This is a genomic window from Ancylobacter novellus DSM 506, from assembly GCF_000092925.1.
Classification (GTDB): Bacteria; Pseudomonadota; Alphaproteobacteria; order Rhizobiales; family Xanthobacteraceae; genus Ancylobacter; species Ancylobacter novellus.
In genome coordinates this window covers 354,091-370,805 of the sequence record NC_014217.1, presented here as the reverse complement: position 1 = coordinate 370,805, position 16,715 = coordinate 354,091, and the positions used below count along the sequence as shown (strand labels likewise).

Sequence of the window (16,715 nt, the reverse complement as noted above, 5' to 3'; positions counted from 1 at the left end):
TCGGCTGAACCTTTCCAAGTATCCTTCGGCTTATCCGCACGACGATTGGCGTCGATCGTGCGTGTAGTGTTTCCGTTAAGTTTGCCCATACCACTCAGTATGAGGTGAGTGTGCATGGGGCACTTGTCGCAGGCCGCCCGCTCGACATTTCAGCTGCGACGGAAATCCTCTCGCGGTGCGGCTTCTCCGTCGCTTTTTCACGACATCGAAGCGATCGACACCGGGATCGAATGATCCACATTGCGCACCTTAAAAGTTCGTAGTAGCAATAGCAACAACTAATCAAAACGAGCCTGAAATTGTCATTGGCGGCTGAACGCCGCGCGCCGGAGAAGGCGTGTCGGTGCAGGCGCCGCAATCGAGGAAACGCCACCATGAGCCGCCTGCGACGCATACGTCTCAGCCGCCTTCGGCTGCCATTGATCCGGCCCTATCGCCTGTCCTACCGGACCTTCGATGAATTCGAGCCGTATCTGGTGGAGGTCGAGGACAGCGACGGCTGCACGGGCTTCGCCGATGCTCATATTTCTCCCGGCTCGAGCTCGGAGACCCGGGAGGGAGGCTGGGCGTTCTGCCTGGCGAAGATGGACGCGATCATCGGCAAGGCGCCGGCGGATGCGAAGGAGATCGTCCTCGCCGATTTCGCGAAGAGCAAAGTCGCCGCCACCGCTCTCACCGCCGCCATCGAGGTGCTCGAAGGCAGCGAGTTGCTGGACGTCACCGACACCCGCAGCCAGCCGCTTCTGACGCCCATCAACGCCCTGGAGCCGGAGGCGATCGCCGCCGAGGTCGAGAAATGGATCGGCGAGGGTTTTCGCACCTTCAAGGTGAAGGTCGGCAAGGACGTAGACGCCGATCTGGCGCGCGTCGCCGCCATCCAGCAGGTCGTTTCCGGGCGCGCCACGCTGCGCCTCGACGCGAACCGCGCGTTCAGCCGCGAACAGGGCATCGCCTTCGCCTCGCGGCTCGATCCCGCCGGCATCGAGCTGTTCGAGCAGCCCTGCGATTCCGACGACTGGGAGGCGAATGCCGCGGTCGCCGCCGCCTCGACCGTGCCGCTGATGCTCGACGAGCCCATCTGCACCCTCGGCGATATCGAGCGCGCGGCGAAGATCGAGAGGGTCGGCTTCTGCAAGCTCAAGCTCAAGCGCTTCGGCAGCCTCCAGCGTCTGGCCGACGGCCTCAATGCGGTCCGGGCGCACGGCATGAGCCCGGTATTGGGCGACGGCCTGGGCAGCGAGGTGCAGGGCTGGCTGGAGGCCTGCGTCGCGCGTGACACGGTCGACAATGCCGGCGAGTTCAACGGCTTCCTGAAGCCGAAGACCGGCCTCTTCGAGAACCCGCTTCCCTTCGAGAGCGGCGAGGTCCGCATGCCCGCCGGCTATCGCCCGCAGCTCGATCGCGCGGCGGTCGAGCGCGCCACCATCGCGACCCACGACGTAGCCGCCTGACGCGCCTGCCGACACTCCGATCGGTGACGTCCTCAGCAAGATGCAGGATTCCAAGATGCCTCACGACGTAATGCTCGAGAAACTCGACGAGCGCCGCACGCAGGCGCGGCGCATGGGTGGGCTGGATAAACTGGCCAAGCGCGCCGAGCGCGGCCAGCTCAATGCCAAGGAGCGGCTGGACGCTCTCGTCGACCCCGGCAGCTTCTTCGAGGTCGGGCTGCTCGGCGCTTCCGGCGTGTTCGACGCCGATGTCGAGGCGACGCCCCGCGACGGCAAGATCACCGGCTTCGGCAGGATCGAGGCGCGGGACGTCGGCGTGGTGGTGAACGACTTCACCACCAAGGGCGCCTCCACCAGCGCCACCAACTCGAAGAAGATGGGCTATATCCGTCGCACCTGCACCGAGCGGGGCATGCCCTTCCTCCATATCGGAGAGTCCACCGGCGCGCGCCTTCCCGACGCCATGGGTTCTAAGGGCATGGGAGCGCTGCTCGGCAACGACACCACCCAGTTCAAGCGCATGCGGGACACGCCGTGGGTCGCGGCCGCGCTCGACACCTCCTTCGGCTCGTCCGCCTGGCTTTGCTGCTGCGCCGACTTCGCGGTGATGAAGAAGGGCTCGATCATGTCGGTGTCGAGCCCGCGCCTCGTGTCCATGGCCATCGGCGAGAAGGTCGACCTCGAAGAGCTCGGCGGCTGGCGGCTGCATGCCGAGCAGACCGGCCTCATCGACTATTTCGTCGACACCGATGCCGAGGCGATGGCGGTGATCCGCCAGTTCCTCTCCTACATGCCGAGCCACAATGGCGAGCTCGCACCTAATGCGCCCGTCACCGAGGGATCGGGCGAGGATCAGGACCGCATCCTCGCCGTGCTGCCGGAGAAGCGCACGCAAGTCTACAACATGAAGAAGATCATCGAGGTGATCTTCGATCGCGACAGCTTCTTCGAGGTCAAGGCCCGCTTCGGCAAGTCGGCGGTGGTGGGTCTTGCCCGGCTCAACGGGCAGGCGGTGGGCGTCGTCGCCAACAACCCCCAGGTCGGCGGCGGGGCGCTCTCGGCGGAAGCCTGCCGCAAGATCATCGACCTCACCGTGCTGTGCGACAGCTTCAACCTGCCGATCGTGCGCCTCGTCGACACGCCCGGCTTCGTCGTCGGCACCGAGGCCGAGCGGCGCGGCGCGCCGGGCCACATCATGAACTTCATGAACGCCACCTGCCTGACCACGGTGCCCTCGGTCACCGTGCTGTGCCGCAAGGCCTATGGGCGCGCCTATGTCGCGATGGGCGGCGGCGCCCACAACGACGCGATGATTGCCTGGCCGACCGCCGAAGTGAGCTTCATGGACCCGGTGTTCGCCACCAGCATCGTCCACAATCTCACCGCCGGGCAGGAGGGCTTCGAGGACGCGCTGGCGCATATCCAGAAGGACCTCGAAATCTGGGACATGGCCCGCATCTTCTCCGCGCAGGACGTGGTGAAGCCCCAGGAGACCCGCGCCTGGGTCATCCGCATGCTGGACATCCAGCGTCGCCGGCGCTCGGGCGGCCTGGGCCAGCACCTGATGCGCACCTGGCCGACGAGCTATTGAGGGGCCGATCATGACCGTTCAGGATACCCACACCTTACGCGCGGCCCGCGGGGAAGCGCTCATCGCCGAGGCGCGCGCCAATGGACGCGGCAGCCTCGATGAGGCGGCCGGCAAGGCGCTGCTGGCCGATTTCGGCGTGCGCGTGCCGCGTTCGCGCTTCGCGGCGGACGTCGTTCAGGCGGCTGAGATCGCCGGAGAGCTCGACGGGCCCTTCGTCGTGAAGGTCGTCTCGCCCGACATCCTGCACAAGTCCGATGCCGGCGGCGTCGCCCTTCGTCTGGCCGACGCCGACGCCGTGCGTGCGGCGGTGGAAGCGATGGCGGCGAAGCCCCTGATCGCCGCCGCCAAGGTCGATGGCTGGCTGGTCGAGGAGATGATGCCGTCCGGCCGCGAGATCGTCATCGGCGGCTATCGCGATCCCCAGTTCGGCCCGATGATCATGGTCGGGCTCGGCGGCATCTTCGTCGAAGTGCTGCGCGACATCTCCTTCCGCATCTGCCCGATCGAGGCGAAGGATGCCGAGGAGATGCTGGCCGAGCTGAAGGGCCATGCCCTGCTGGACGGCGCGCGCGGCGAGGCGGGCATCGACAAGGCGGCGCTCATCGACATCATGCTGCGCATCGGCGGTGCAGGTGGCCTGTTGATGCGCCATCAGGCCGACATAGCCGAGCTCGACCTCAATCCGGTGATCGCCTCGCAGAACGGCGCGGTGGCCGTCGACGCGCGAGTGATCCTGACACCGCAGGCGGAAGCGGACATTGCCTTCGAAGCGCCAGACGCGTCCCCGCTCGACGCTTTCCGCCCGCTGTTCGAGCCGCGCACCGTGGCGGTGCTCGGCGCTTCGACCAAGGACGTCGCCATCGCCAACACCTTCATCCGCCGGATGAAGGCCTTCGGCTACGAGGGCAGCATCTACCCCATCCATCCGGCGGCCGAAGAGATCGAGGGGCTGAAGGCCTATCCGAGCCTCGCCGACACGCCCGAGCCGGTGGACTACGCCTATATCGCCGTCGGCGCCGAACGTATTCCCGGCATCCTCGCCGCTGCCGGCGGGCGCTGCCGCATCGCTCAGGTCATCTCCTCCGGCTTCGGTGAGCTGGAAGACGGGAAGGCGCTTCAGGACGCGCTCGTCGAGGGCGGGCGCACGGGCGGAGCGCGGATCTTGGGGCCGAACTGCCTCGGAACCTATTCCCCCCGCGGCGGTCTCACCTTTCCGGCCGAGGCGCCGAAGGAAGTCGGCACGATCGGTGTGATTTCGCAGTCGGGCGGACTGACGACGGACATCATCAAGCGCGGCGAATGGCGGGGCCTGCGCTTCAGCGGCGCGGTGACCATCGGCAACAGTGCCGATGTGGAGCCGCATGAGCTGCTGGCCTATTACCTCGCCGATCCGCAGACCCGGGCCATCGGCATCTACATGGAGGACGTAAAGCACGGGCGCGCCTTCTACGAGCAGCTGAAGAAGGCGAGCAAGCCGGTCGTCATCCTCAAGGGCGGGCGCTCGGCTCTCGGACGGCTGGCCGCCGCCTCGCACACCGGCGCGCTCGCGGGCGACGAGAAGGCGTGGGAAGCGCTGCAGAAGCAGACGCCCGCCGTCCTCGTCGCCACGGTGGACGAGTTCATCGACCTGCTGCTGGCGCTGCAGCATTTCGACCTTCATCCGGACCATCCCACCCGCACCGTCACCCTGTTCGGCAATGGCGGCGGATCGAGCGTGCTGGGTACGGACGCCTTCGCGGGTGCCGGGCTGGAGGTGGCGCCCTATGGCGAGGAAGCACGCCGCCTGCTGGAGGCGATGAAGCTTCCGCCGGGCACCAGCGTCGCCAACCCGATCGACACGCCGGTGCGCACGCTGCAGGAGAAGGACGGCTTCGTCGCCGGCGAAATCCTCGACATCGTCTATGGCCACGCCCATCCCGATGCCGTGCTGATGCACCTCAACCTGTCCGCCTTCGTCGGACGCGGTTCGGTAGACCCCATCGACAACCTGTTCACGGTGGTGGGACAGACCAAGGAGAAATGGCCCGGAGGGCCGCATTTCGCCCTGGCCCTGCGCACGGACGGCTCGGCGGCGCTCGACGATCGCCGGCGCCATTATCGCGAGAAGGCCCGCGCCATCGGCGTGCCGGTCTTCGACGAGATCGCGCCGGCGGCGAAGGCTCTCGCCGGCATCGGGCATCTCGAGCGGCGACTGAATGGGCGTTGAACAACGAGGGGCGGTCCGAGGACCGCCCCTACGAGCCCGGCTGAACGTTCCGGAATGTCAGCTAAGACCGGTGCGCTTCTTGAACGAGGCGGCCTGTTCGGGCGAGAAGCAGGCGAGGCGTAGGTCGCGCAGATAGGGGCCGAACGCCTCGTCGATCTGTGGCCCCAGGCGGGCGAATATCTCCGCCATGTAATAGTCGTGGCGCACCAGCGATTCCGCGAGATTCACGATGGGTCCGTTGCGAGTATAGGCGGCGACCACCTCGCCCTCCACGGTGGCCGTCAGCGTCTCGATGTGATCGATCGAAACGGTGAAAAGATTGTCCGTCGTGCCCATACGCACGCCGTTGCCCTCATGGATGTAGACCCGGCAGGTTGGGCCGAAGCGGAACTCCTCGGCATCCGGCCCGAACAGGACGATGAAGATCTCGATCCCGCGGGCCGCGGCCTTCCGCAGCGCCTCTTTGTGGCGGCGTAGCACCGTATCGCTGGCCTTGATCCAGATCGAGGTGTCGCTTTCCTCGATCAGCGTGTCGATCTTGGAGTGGACGTTGCCTTCGCCTCTGAGCATCCAGACATATTCGCCCTTCGACGAAGGAGCGATTGAGGAGAGGCGCTCGGAAAGATCCGCGCACAGAGCGCGGGTCTGGTTGGAAAGCGCAGCCAGGAAATCGTTGGGCGGTGCCGCCACATAGCGCACCGGATTCTCGCTCACCGGAAGCACGGCGCCGCGCTGCGCCAGCGCTTCCAGCGCGTGATAGGTGTTCGGGCGCGGGACATTGGCGCCTTTCGAGATCTCATAGGCGGTCGAGGGCGGCATGCGCAGCAACTGGATGTAGATCTTCGCCTCGTACTCGGTGAACCCGAGCCGCTTCAGATCGGCGAGGAGGTCATCCGATTCATTTGCCGCTATGGCCAGCTTGCCTGCCAATGTGGTCTCCAATGACACTTTTGCCCGGTATGTCTTCACGCGGCCAGCAGGCGCATGCGATGGGCGTCGATGAAGCCAGTGTGGACGTCACCGCTGACAAAGTTCTCGTCGCCCAGACACGCCAGCAGGAAATGGCGATTACTGCGAATGCCGTCAATGGAAAACGCCCGCAGCGCCTCGACCGCGCGCCGGCGTGCCTCCTCCCGGTCCTCGCCCCAGGCGACGACCTTGGCCACCATCGGGTCGTAGAACGGCGTCACGACGTCGCCCTCGCGGTAGCCGCTGTCGATCCGCAGATGCGCCATGCCCGTCGGCGGCCGGAAGGTGGCGAGAGGGCCCGGCGCCGGCATGAACATCTTGTTCGGATCCTCCGCATAGAGCCGGCACTCGATGGCATGGCCATGCGTCTTGATCTCGGCCTGCGGGATGAAGGCGAGCGAACCGCGCGCGAGCTCGATCTGCATGGCGACGAGATCGCGGCCGGTGATCATCTCCGTGACGGGATGCTCGACCTGGATGCGCGTGTTCATCTCGAGGAAGAAGAACTCGAAGGTCCCCGCGTCGACGATGAACTCGACGGTGCCGGCGCCGCTGTAGCGGGTCGCCTCGCACAGCCTCACCGCGGCGGCGGCCATGGCGTCGGTGACATGAGGCGGCAGGCCCGGCGCGCGGGCTTCCTCGATCACCTTCTGGAAGCGGCGCTGCAACGAGCAGTCGCGCTCGAACAGATGGATGGCGCGGCCGTCGCCGAAGCCGAACACCTGGATTTCCACATGGCGCGCCTTGGGCACGAAGCGTTCGAGGAAGACCGCTCCATTGCCGAAGGATTTCTGCGCCATCGACTGGGTCGCCACGACGATGTCGGTCAGCTTGTCCGGGCCATCGACGCGCCGCATGCCGATGCCGCCGCCGCCGCCCGCCGCCTTGACCAGCAGCGGATAGCCGACAGCCTCGGCGGCTGGCTCCAGCCCTTCCAGCATGCCGGGCTCGAAGCGGATGCTTCCCGGAACCACGGGCACGCCGGCGGCCTCGGCGATCTGCCGGGCGCGCTGCTTGTCGCCCATCTGGCGGATGGTCTCCGGCGAGGGGCCGATCCAAATCAGCCCCGCGTCGATGACGCTCTGCGCGAATTCCGCATTCTCGGACAGGAAGCCGTAGCCGGGGTGGATCGCATCGGCGCCGGTCTCGCGAGCGGCGTCCAGCACCTTCTCCACGCGCAGATAGCTCTCGCGCGCCGGCGCAGGCCCCACGCCGACGGACTGGTCCGCGGCCTCGACATGGGCACTCTCCGCATCAGCGTCGGAATAGACGGCGACGTTCGAGAGACCGAGGGCGCGGCTCGAACGGAAGACGCGGCAGGCGATCTCACCCCGGTTGGCAACGAGGATTTTCTTCATCGTTCAGGCCTCGATGCGGGCAACGACGGTGCCCTCGGTCACGGTGTCACCTTCGGCAACGAGGATTTCGATGATCACACCGTCCTCCGGCGCCGAGACGGGGATCTCCATCTTCATCGACTCGAGGATGAGGATCACATCCTCCTCGCCGACCTGCTCGCCGACCGCTTTCTCGATCTTCCAGACGTTGCCCGTGATTTCTGTTTTGATGTCGACCTTTGCCATCGTTTCCTCCGTGAGGCCCGCCTGCGGGCATTGACGTTCATTCTAGGGTGCCGCATTAGTAGTTGCAATGACAACTACGATAAATGGGAGGAATGCGATGACGGGGCTCGACGCGTGGATCGGCCGCATGGAAACGTCGGCCGCCCGGCTTGATGGCTGGCCGCTCGCCGGCCTGCGCGCGGCACTGGATCAGAATGAAGCGGTTCAAGCCGGGACGGCCCTGCCGCCGACCGGGCAGTGGCTCTATTTCCAGCCGCTCGCTCCGCAGTCACGCCTCGGTGCGGACGGGCATCCCGAGCGCGGAGGCTTTCTGCCCCCCATCGAACTGCCGCGCCGCATGTGGGCGGCGAGCGACATGACCTATCACCGCCCGATATGCGTCGGCGACGAGGTCGAGAAGCGCTCGCGGATCGCCAATGTGTCGTCCAAGAGCGGCCGGACCGGCACGCTCGCCTTCGTCACCGTGGAGCACTCCTATCTCAGGAGCGGCATGCTGATGCTCTCCGAGACACAGACGCTGGTCTATCGCGACGCGCCCTCGCCCGGCGAGCCGCCTTCCCCGCCGCAGCCGGCGCCCGACGGCGCCCTCTGGTCGCAAGAGGTGACGCCGGATTCCCGGCTGCTGTTCCGTTACTCGGCGGTGACGTTCAACGCCCACCGCATCCACTATGACGAACCCTATGCAAGGCAGGTCGAGGGCTATCCGGGACTGGTCGTGCATGGGCAGTTGACGGCGACCTTGCTGATCGAGGCCTTCCGCAAGGAGCGGCCGAAATTTGCGGTCGGCGGCTTCTCATTCCGCGCGATGCGGCCGGTCTTTGCCGGCACGACCATCCATCTCGAAGGCGCGGGCGACGGGGATGGGTATCGCCTGTGGGCGCGCGACCAGGATGGCGCCGTCATCGTCGAGGCGAAGGTTCGCCCTTGATGCTGCACCGAGACGGCTGATGACTGGACTGAAGAGGGGGGAACGAATGACGGAGAATCGGGAACTTGCCGGCCATACGGCGCTGGTGACCGGAGCGGCCCGCAACGTCGGGCGTGCCATCGCCGTGGCTCTGGCACGAGCCGGCGCGAGGGTGGTGGTGCATGCGCGCTCCTCGGTGGACGCGGCGAACGAGACCGTCGCGCAGTGCCAGCAAGCGTTCGGCGGCGCGGACGGGGCTTTCGCGCACTTTGCCGATCTGACCGACCCGGAAGCCGTGCGGATCATGTTCGCGGAGGTCGAAGCGCGCTTCGGCGGGCTCGATCTCCTGGTTCACAACGCCGCCGAACGTGCGGACGGCCCCTTCGACGAGATCAGCTTTGCCGAATGGCGCCGCATCGTCGGCAGCATCCTCGACAGTGCTTTCCTGTGCGACCAGGCGGCCCTGCCGCTGCTGAGGCGCAGCGCCGCCGCCAGCATCATCCATATCGGCGGCGTCGCCGCGCATGTGGGCGTTCGCCATCGCGCCCACGTCTCGGCGGCGAAGGCCGGGATCGTCGGCCTCACGCGGGCGCTTGCCGCCGAGTTCGCGTCCGAACAGATCACGGTGAACTGCATCTCGCCGGCCCAGATGGAGACCGAGCGCAAGGGGCACATGCCCGAGCATTTCCGGCAGCGCCCGGTGCCGCTCGGCCGTCCGGGACAGCCCGCCGAACTCGCCAGCCTCGTCTGCTTCCTTGCCGGCCCTTCCGGCCGCTTCATCACCGGCCAGACCATCCATCTCAACGGCGGGTGGTACATGGGATGACGCCGCTCGGATGGAGGCCTGATGCTGGGCGACATCTTCGCCCTGCGGTCCATCAATCCCAAGCTACTGTATTAGCGGCCGGCTGAGGCCATTGGCCGGAGAACGACGCGGCCAGAGCGCCATCGCTCGCGAGAGCGGGCGCATCGTCTGCGGCTGGGCGCGCTTGGCTCTTTCACGGCGCGAGGCCGTGCCGTGGCCGAATTGATCCGAAGAGGGCGTGCCGAACCGCCCGCCCGTCTGTGACGGCCGGCGGACACACCGGGCATCCGCTCTGTCTAAGAGGCGCCCACGATCCCACGCCGTTCCTGACATCGCATAACGCGGCCTGACGGGGGGCACAGGTTGCCCCGCGCCAGAAGCGCGAGCGGCCGCGCTTTTCACGGCCGAATAGCTGTCTGATTAATCAGGAAATAAATGGCGCGCCCGAAAGGATTCGAACCTCTGACCCCCAGATTCGTAGTCTGGTGCTCTATCCAGCTGAGCTACGGGCGCCCGGCCTGATCCGCGGAGCGGAGGAGGCCTTCATCGCGGCAGGGATGCCTGTCGCGAGGGCCCGTCAGCTACCCCGTTTCCGCGCGCAATGCAAGACGTCCCTGCCATGCATCGCGACGTCGTCGTGACGAGGCACGGGGCTTTCCACAGCCTAGGCCGGCTCGCCGGATATTCTCCAGGCACGGCACAGGGCGCGGAAATCGCGGCCCCACAGCGGGCTGGTGCGCGGCGAGCCCAGCGAGCAGGCCTACCGCACCTCGAACGGCATATTCGCCGTCGCCGCCGCGCCGCGGCCGTCATGCACCTCGACGAAGACGCGGTAGCGGCCCGCCGGCAAGCCGGAGATGCGCGCGCCGGTCGGCCCGCTCTGGCGCACCGCCTCGGGGAAGGCGTGGGGCGCGGCCTCCGGATCGCCGCCGACGCTGCGCGCGGCGCTCTCCGCCATCACCGACCAACGCGCCTCCAGCATGTCGCCATCCGGATCCACCGCGTCGAGGGTGAAGGAGCCCTCGTCGCCCGCCGGCCACACGGCGAAGGGCGCGCTGGGGTCGTCGGCCACCCGCAGATAACCGATGCGGGGCGCGTGATTCTCCGCCGGCGCCTGCCCGCCCCAGGCTTCGGCCATGGCTTCGGAGGCCTCCAGCCACACGCCATCCGGCAGCAGCAGGCTGTGCCAGGTCGGCGTCACCTCCTGCTTCGAGCCCCAGAGGAAGGCGATGGTCCCGACCTCCTCGCCCTCCAGCGCCTTGAGGTAGCGGCGCAGCTGGATCGCCTTCTGCGTCGAGCTCGGCTCGAAGGGCGCGCCCCACGGGGCCTGCGCGGCCTGCCATTGGCCGAGCGCGCCCAGCTCGGTGACGACGATGGGTCCTTCCCAGCCCTGCGCGCGGGCGCGGGAGGCGGCGGAATAGAGCGCGTCGCCATAAGAGTTGAGCCCGAGCACCTGGATACTGGGCGCCTGAGCGATCAGCTTCTTCACCTTGTCGCTGCCGGTCTCCGCCAGCACGCCCATCGTCGGATGGGCCGGATCGACGCGGCGCACCATCGCCGCCACCTGCTCTATCGCCGGCCATGCGGGGGAGTCGTCGGCGAGTTCGACCTCGACCTCGTTGCCGATGCCCCACATCAGCAGCGCCGGGTGGTTCCTGTATTTCTCCACCATGGCCTGCAGTTCGGCGAGCTGCCGCTCGACGAAGGCGCGGTCGCCATAATCGGCGCCCTGCCGCGGCTGGCCGACCCACAGGCCGACGATCACCTTCAGCCCGGCCTTCTCCGCCGCATCGAGGATCGGGCCGGGATCCTCGCCATAGGTACGCACGGTGGTGGCGCCGAGGGTGGCGAGCATGGGCAGCGGGCCGTCACCGGTGGCGCCGCGCACGTCGAAACGCTTGCCGTCGTTCAATATCTGCCGGCCAGAAACGGTGACATCCGCCGCCACCGCGGCGTGAATGGTGGCAAGGAGGATGAGGCCGGCCCAGAACCAGCGCCCTCTCCCCCTGCCCTCCCCCTTGCGCTCAGCCATGCTGGCGCAGGGCACGGTGCGCCTCGAGGTCGACGGGCCGGTCGGGCACGCGCAGCTGGAAGGTGGCGCCGATGGTGCCGGGCACGAGCTGGATGTCGCCGCCATGCGCGTGCATCAGCTCGGCGGCGATGGCGAGGCCGAGCCCGGTGCCGCCGCGCCGCGCCGAGCCCTGGAAGGCCTCGAACAGGTGCGCGCGGGCGCGCTCGGGCACGCCGGGGCCGGTATCGGCCACCTCGATGATGACGATGGCGCCCTCGCGCCGGCCGGTGATGCGGATCTGGTCGCGCGAGGGTTCGTTCGGCGACCGGGCGGAAAGCGCCTCGACCGCGTTGCGGCAGAGGTTCAGCAACACGCGGAACAGCTGGTCCGGGTCGGCATCGACCTCCAGCTCGCGGTCGACCGATTCGACGAAGCCTATCCCCTGCGCCTCGTCGGGGCCGAGGCCGAGCGTGTCGCGCACCTCGGCGACCAGCGGCGCGAGCGGCACCATGCGCCGCTCCGGCGCCGGCTCCTGCGCCTTTCCATAGGCCAGCGTGTGCTCGCAATAGGCGATGGCGCGGTCGAGCGCGACCTCCAGCTTGGGCGCGAATCGCTGTACCGCCGGGTCACGTATGTCGGCGAGGCGGTCGGAGATCAGCTGCACCGAGGCGAGCAGGTTGCGCAGATCGTGGTTGATCTTGGAGACGGCGAGGCCGAGGGCGGCGAGATGGCTCTTCTGCTGCAACGTCTCGGCGATCTGCTGCTGCATGGCGGTGAGCTCGCGCTCGGCCTGGCCGATCTCATCCATGCGGCCATCCGTCTCGACCTCGGGCACCGGATGCGAGGGGTCGGCGCGGAAGGCCACCATGCGCTGGGTGAGCCGGCGCATCGGCCGCACGAACATCCAGGCGAGGCCGAGATAGACCAGCGCGCCGGTCAGCGCGGCGATCACCAGCGAGACCAGCAGCAGGTTGCCGGTGAAGCGCAGCATCGCCTTGCGCAGCGGCGTCTCGTCGATGACGATCTCGACGAAGCCGTCGCCGCGCGGCGGCGTGCCGACGGCGCGGATCACGCGTCCGTCGCGGGCGAGCAGCGTGTCGAAAGCTTCCGACACCGCCTGCCAGGGGCCGACGTCGCGCACGTCGGCATGGTGGTCGACCTCCGGCGGCATGTCGGTCGAGGCGAGCAGGCGGCGCGTGTCGTCGCGCTTCAGGGCGACGGTGATGGCGCCGACGCTGCGCAGCAATTCCTGGGTCAGCTGCGGCGAGATCATGCCGTCCGGCGCCGCGTCGAGCACGAGGGCGGCGGTGCGGGCGCCGGCGAGCCGGTCGGACAGCCAGTTGAGGCGGAAGGCGGCGACCGCCGGCACGAGGATCAGCACCTCGGCCAGCAGCACGAAGGCGAGGGTGAAGGCGAGCAGCTTGCCGGAGAGGCCGAGATGGCGCGGCGGCTTCGGCGAGGTGGCGGCGGCCGTCTCGGCCGTCACCTGCGGAGTACCGGCATGCAGGCGCAGTTCGCCGAACCCCGCCGCGGCGGCGGGCAAGGCGATGGCCTGACTCCCGGCTCCCGAACGCTTCTTCATCGCACCCCGTCTACACCGGGGCCCGTCCTCACGAGGATGGGACCCGAAGCTAATTCCCTATCCGAACCAACGAATACGGCATGGAAACGACGCTGCGTGAGCAATATGCGCGCATTGTCCGCGCGGGTCGTCCCAGCCTGCCCCAACTTTCATGTATGTCGGTCCGCCGCGAGTGCCAGAGGCAGACGCGGCGAACAGCTCATGCGGCCCTCATGCCCGCATTCCCTTATCACGTTCCACGCCCCGGTCCCCAAAGCCCTCGACAACTCGTCTCTCTCAAGTTGACTTGCGGCGACGCCCCCCCTATAAGCCGGCTCCAACCACGGCTGCCCTTCGCGGTCGGGTTGCCCCCCGCATGTCCGCTTGCCGCCGCGACTGGTTTCGTGGCCTTCCGGAGGTCGGGGAGCATCCGGTCCGGGCAGCGATGACGAAACGAGCGGAGATAGACCCGTGAAGCGCACTTATCAACCGAGCAAGCTCGTGCGCGCCCGCCGGCACGGCTTCCGTGCGCGCATGGCGACCCGCAACGGCCGCAAGATCATCAACGCCCGCCGGGCTCATGGTCGCAAGCGCCTGTCGGCCTGAGACCGCCCTTCGGCCCCATATGGCTGGGGCGCGCCGCCCTGCTGCCTGAGGATCGGCGCCCCGCCATGCACCGGATCGTCAAGCGCAAGGATTTTCTGGCCGCAGCCTCCGGGCTGCGCGCCAATTCAGGCCCATTGCTTTTGCAGGGCCGCGACCGCGCCGACGACACTGCGCCCCGCATCGGGCTCACCGTTACCAAGAAGCACGGCAATGCCGTCGAGCGGAACCGCATCCGCCGACGCCTGCGCGCCGCCGTGCGCGACGCCCTGCCGCGCGCGGGCAAAGACGGTTTCGACTATGTGATCGTCGCCCGCCGCGCCGCACTGGGCACGCCCTTCGCCGATCTCGTAAAGGACATTGAGCGGGGCATCGCCCGGCTTCATTCAGGCCGGCGTCCGCCGAAGCCCGCGCCGCGCGACAGCGCCGCGCAGCTTCCGGCGCGCGCCGACGGAGACACGCTGCCATGACGACCGAAAACCGCAATATGATCATCGCCATCGTGCTGTCGATGGCGGTACTGATCGCCTGGCAGTACTTCTCCGGCATCCCGCAGATGGAGCAGCAGCGCCAGCAGCACGCGGCGCAGCAGCAGGCGGCACAGCAGCAAGCCGCCCAGCCCTCCGGCGAGGCCGGCACCGCGGCACCCGCCCCCGGCACGAGCGCGCCGGCACCGGCCGGCACGGCGCCCAAGGCGCTGACCCGCGCCGAGGCCCTCGCCCGCTCGCCCCGCGCCGTCATCGACACGCCGCGCGTCATCGGCTCGGTGGCGCTCAAGGGCGGGCGCATCGACGACCTGTCGCTGAAGGACTACCGCGAGACCGTCGACCCCAACAGCCCGATCATCGTGCTGCTCTCGCCCTCGGGCGGGCCGAACCCGTTCTATGCCGAATTCGGCTGGGTGCCGGGCGCCGGCGCCTCCGTGCAGGTGCCGAACGCCGAAACGCTGTGGACCGCCCCCGAGGGCGCCAAGCTCACCCATGAGGCGCCGCTGGTGCTGAGCTGGGACAACGGCGCCGGCCTCATCTTCCGCCGCACCCTCTCCATCGACGCCAACTACATGTTCCATGTCGTGGACGAGGTGGAGAACACGACCGCCGCACCGGTGGCGCTGCACCCCTATGGGCTGGTGTCGCGCCACGGCACGCCGCATGTGCTCGGCTACTACATCCTGCACGAGGGCCTGATCGGGGTGACCTCGGAAGCGGGCCTGCACGAGATCAAGTACAAGGACATCGCCGAGAGGAAGACCGAAACCTTCCCGTCCGTCGGCGGCTGGCTCGGCATCACCGACAAGTACTGGGCGGCGACCGTCATCCCCGGCATCCAGGAGAAGGTGCAGGCGCGCTTCTCCGCCGCGCAGGCGGGTAACGACTTCTCCTACCAGACCGACTTCCTCGGCGACGCGGTGAGCGTGGCGCCGGGCGCCAAGGCCTCGACCGAGGGTCGCCTGTTCGCCGGCGCCAAGGAAGTGCGCGTGGTCGACGGGTATCAAAGCACCTACAACATCGACCGCTTCGACCTGCTGATCGACTGGGGCTGGTTCTATTTCATCACCAAGCCGCTCTTCCTGGTGATCGACTGGATCTACAAGGGTGTCGGCAATTTCGGCGTCGCCATCCTGATCGTCACGGTGATGCTGAAGATCGTCTTCTTCCCGCTCGCCAATAAGAGCTACGCCTCGATGGCGAAGATGAAGGCGGTGCAGCCGGAGATCACGGCCCTGCGCGAGCGCTACGGCGACGACCGCGTGAAGCTCCAGCAGGAGATGATGGAGATCTACAAGAAGGAGAAGATCAACCCGGTCGCGGGCTGTCTTCCCATCGTGATCCAGATCCCCGTCTTCTTCGCGCTCTACAAGGTGCTGTTCGTCACCATCGAGATGCGGCACGCGCCGTTCTTCGGCTGGATCAAGGACCTCTCCGCGCCCGATCCGACGACGATCTTCAACCTGTTCGGCCTGATCCCGTGGGATCCCGGCCAGGTGCCGGTCATCGGCCACTTCCTGCTGCTCGGCGTGTGGCCGATCATCATGGGCATCACCATGTGGGCCCAGATGAAGCTCAACCCGGCCCCGCCGGACCCGACGCAGAAGGCGATCTTCGACTGGATGCCGCTGATCTTCACCTTCATGCTCGGCTCCTTCGCCTCGGGCCTCGTCATCTACTGGGCGTGGAACAACACGCTCTCGGTGATCCAGCAGTCGATCATCATGCGCCGCAACGGCGTGAAGATCGAACTGTGGGACAATGTGAAGGAGCTCTTCGGCCGCAAGAAGAAGCCGAAGGCCGGCTGACGCGGTGGACACGACCGCGCAGGACGACGACAAGCCGGAGGCGGGCGGCGCGGCCGCCGCCTTCTCGCCCGAGGAGATCGAGGCGGGGCGCCGGTTGTTCGCCGGCGAGTGGAACTTCCTTTCCGCCGCCCCGACGATTCCCACCATGCCGCCCATGCGCGGCATCGAGATCGCGCTCGCCGGGCGCTCCAATGTCGGCAAGTCGAGCCTCGTCAACGCGCTGACGGGCCGCAAGGCGCTCGCCCGCACCTCGGTGACGCCGGGGCGCACGCAGGAGCTGATCTTCTTCGGCCTCGGGCCGGAGCTGACCCTCGTCGACATGCCCGGCTACGGCTTCGCCAAGGCGCCGAAGGACAAGGTCGACGCCTGGACCGCCACCATCCACGCCTATCTGCGCGGGCGCGCCAACCTCGCGCGCGTCTTCGTGCTGATCGATTCCCGCCATGGGCTGAAGCCCATCGACACCGAGGTGCTGGACGGCCTGGACAAGGCCGCGGTGTCCTATGCGATCGTGCTGACCAAGGCCGACCAGCTGAAGAAGGGCGAGCTCGCCCAGCGGGTGGAAGCGACGCAGGCGGCGCTGCTGCGCCGGCCCGCGGCGTTCCCGATCGTCTTCCCGACCTCCAGCCGCGAGGGCTGGGGCATCCCCGAGCTGCGCGCCGCCGTGGTGCGGCTGATGGCCGAGCGCGGCATCGCGGCGGGCTGACGACAGCGAAAGGCCAGCCGGCGTTT

The 16,715-nt window shown here is 67.8% G+C and carries 14 protein-coding genes and 1 tRNA gene; 9 read left to right on the top strand and 6 right to left on the bottom strand.

Annotated elements, in window-relative coordinates; all coding sequences use genetic code 11:
• Positions 1-374: 374 nt before the first annotated feature.
• From SNOV_RS01880 to SNOV_RS01870, 3 genes are read left to right on the top strand one after another with little or no spacing between them, the layout of a single operon-like run.
• Positions 375-1,451, top strand: a complete 1,077-nt coding sequence (locus SNOV_RS01880) for a mandelate racemase/muconate lactonizing enzyme family protein (RefSeq protein WP_013165208.1) — start codon at positions 375-377, stop codon at positions 1,449-1,451.
• A gap of 55 nt (positions 1,452-1,506) precedes the next feature.
• Positions 1,507-3,042, top strand: coding sequence for an acyl-CoA carboxylase subunit beta (locus SNOV_RS01875; RefSeq protein WP_013165207.1), 1,536 nt, complete (start codon positions 1,507-1,509; stop codon positions 3,040-3,042).
• 10 nt (positions 3,043-3,052) lie between these two features.
• Complete coding sequence (locus tag SNOV_RS01870) at positions 3,053-5,248, top strand: acetate--CoA ligase family protein (RefSeq protein WP_013165206.1); 2,196 nt, start codon at positions 3,053-3,055, stop codon at positions 5,246-5,248.
• Positions 5,249-5,305: 57 nt separating this feature from the next.
• On the opposite strand, the gene SNOV_RS01865 is transcribed toward SNOV_RS01870, so the two are convergent.
• From SNOV_RS01865 to SNOV_RS01855, 3 genes are read right to left on the bottom strand one after another with little or no spacing between them, the layout of a single operon-like run.
• Positions 5,306-6,178: a TrmB family transcriptional regulator gene (locus tag SNOV_RS01865; RefSeq protein WP_013165205.1), complete on the bottom strand. Its 873-nt coding sequence runs from the start codon at positions 6,176-6,178 to the stop codon at positions 5,306-5,308.
• Between the two features lie 35 nt (positions 6,179-6,213).
• Positions 6,214-7,575 (bottom strand): acetyl-CoA carboxylase biotin carboxylase subunit, encoded by a 1,362-nt coding sequence (locus SNOV_RS01860; protein WP_013165204.1) that lies wholly within the window; start codon positions 7,573-7,575, stop codon positions 6,214-6,216.
• Between the two features lie 3 nt (positions 7,576-7,578).
• Positions 7,579-7,800: an acyl-CoA carboxylase biotin carboxyl carrier protein subunit gene (locus tag SNOV_RS01855; RefSeq protein WP_013165203.1), complete on the bottom strand. Its 222-nt coding sequence runs from the start codon at positions 7,798-7,800 to the stop codon at positions 7,579-7,581.
• 97 nt (positions 7,801-7,897) lie between these two features.
• Between SNOV_RS01855 and SNOV_RS01850 the strand changes: the two genes are divergently transcribed.
• The gene (locus tag SNOV_RS01850; RefSeq protein WP_013165202.1) at positions 7,898-8,728 is read left to right on the top strand and encodes an HTD2 family dehydratase; all 831 of its coding nucleotides are present in this window, start codon (positions 7,898-7,900) and stop codon (positions 8,726-8,728) included.
• Positions 8,729-8,774: 46 nt separating this feature from the next.
• Complete coding sequence (locus SNOV_RS01845; protein ID WP_013165201.1) at positions 8,775-9,533, top strand: SDR family NAD(P)-dependent oxidoreductase; 759 nt, start codon at positions 8,775-8,777, stop codon at positions 9,531-9,533.
• A gap of 415 nt (positions 9,534-9,948) precedes the next feature.
• Here SNOV_RS01845 and SNOV_RS01840 read toward each other — a convergent pair.
• From SNOV_RS01840 to SNOV_RS01830, 3 genes are all read right to left on the bottom strand, one after another.
• Positions 9,949-10,025: transfer RNA gene (locus tag SNOV_RS01840), tRNA-Arg, on the bottom strand.
• A gap of 247 nt (positions 10,026-10,272) precedes the next feature.
• Entirely contained in the window at positions 10,273-11,544 is a 1,272-nt protein-coding gene (locus tag SNOV_RS01835) for a glycoside hydrolase family 2 TIM barrel-domain containing protein (protein WP_144295926.1), read from the bottom strand.
• Positions 11,537-13,105 carry a sensor histidine kinase gene (locus tag SNOV_RS01830; protein ID WP_013165199.1) on the bottom strand — a complete coding sequence of 523 codons (1,569 nt, stop codon included), beginning with the start codon at positions 13,103-13,105 and terminating at the stop codon, positions 11,537-11,539. The genes SNOV_RS01835 and SNOV_RS01830 overlap by 8 nt, the downstream gene beginning before the upstream one ends.
• Positions 13,106-13,555: 450 nt before the next feature.
• On the opposite strand from SNOV_RS01830, the gene rpmH reads away from it, so the two are divergent.
• The 4 genes from rpmH to yihA all read left to right on the top strand — a co-directional run bounded on the left by rpmH (position 13,556) and on the right by yihA (position 16,689).
• A complete protein-coding gene (gene rpmH / locus SNOV_RS01825) occupies positions 13,556-13,690 on the top strand; it encodes a 50S ribosomal protein L34 (RefSeq protein ID WP_013165198.1) in 135 nt (44 codons plus the stop codon).
• Positions 13,691-13,755: 65 nt separating this feature from the next.
• On the top strand, positions 13,756-14,157 hold the full coding sequence (gene rnpA, locus SNOV_RS01820) for a ribonuclease P protein component (RefSeq protein WP_013165197.1): 402 nt from the start codon (positions 13,756-13,758) through the stop codon (positions 14,155-14,157).
• On the top strand, positions 14,154-15,983 hold the full coding sequence (gene yidC, locus SNOV_RS01815; protein ID WP_013165196.1) for a membrane protein insertase YidC: 1,830 nt from the start codon (positions 14,154-14,156) through the stop codon (positions 15,981-15,983). The genes rnpA and yidC overlap by 4 nt, the downstream gene beginning before the upstream one ends.
• Before the next feature lie 4 nt (positions 15,984-15,987).
• On the top strand, positions 15,988-16,689 hold the full coding sequence (gene yihA, locus SNOV_RS01810; protein ID WP_013165195.1) for a ribosome biogenesis GTP-binding protein YihA/YsxC: 702 nt from the start codon (positions 15,988-15,990) through the stop codon (positions 16,687-16,689).
• The last annotated feature ends 26 nt before the right edge of the window (positions 16,690-16,715 follow it).

Coding starts and splice junctions, on each gene's coding strand:
- SNOV_RS01845 (WP_013165201.1), top strand. CDS start 8,775: ATGACGGAGAATCGGGAACTTGCCGGCCATACGGCGCTGGTGACCGGA.
- SNOV_RS01860 (WP_013165204.1), bottom strand. CDS start 7,575: ATGAAGAAAATCCTCGTTGCCAACCGGGGTGAGATCGCCTGCCGCGTC.
- SNOV_RS01830 (WP_013165199.1), bottom strand. CDS start 13,105: ATGAAGAAGCGTTCGGGAGCCGGGAGTCAGGCCATCGCCTTGCCCGCC.
- SNOV_RS01870 (WP_013165206.1), top strand. CDS start 3,053: ATGACCGTTCAGGATACCCACACCTTACGCGCGGCCCGCGGGGAAGCG.
- yidC (WP_013165196.1), top strand. CDS start 14,154: ATGACGACCGAAAACCGCAATATGATCATCGCCATCGTGCTGTCGATG.
- rnpA (WP_013165197.1), top strand. CDS start 13,756: ATGCACCGGATCGTCAAGCGCAAGGATTTTCTGGCCGCAGCCTCCGGG.
- SNOV_RS01850 (WP_013165202.1), top strand. CDS start 7,898: ATGACGGGGCTCGACGCGTGGATCGGCCGCATGGAAACGTCGGCCGCC.
- SNOV_RS01855 (WP_013165203.1), bottom strand. CDS start 7,800: ATGGCAAAGGTCGACATCAAAACAGAAATCACGGGCAACGTCTGGAAG.
- SNOV_RS01880 (WP_013165208.1), top strand. CDS start 375: ATGAGCCGCCTGCGACGCATACGTCTCAGCCGCCTTCGGCTGCCATTG.
- SNOV_RS01835 (WP_144295926.1), bottom strand. CDS start 11,544: ATGGCTGAGCGCAAGGGGGAGGGCAGGGGGAGAGGGCGCTGGTTCTGG.
- SNOV_RS01875 (WP_013165207.1), top strand. CDS start 1,507: ATGCCTCACGACGTAATGCTCGAGAAACTCGACGAGCGCCGCACGCAG.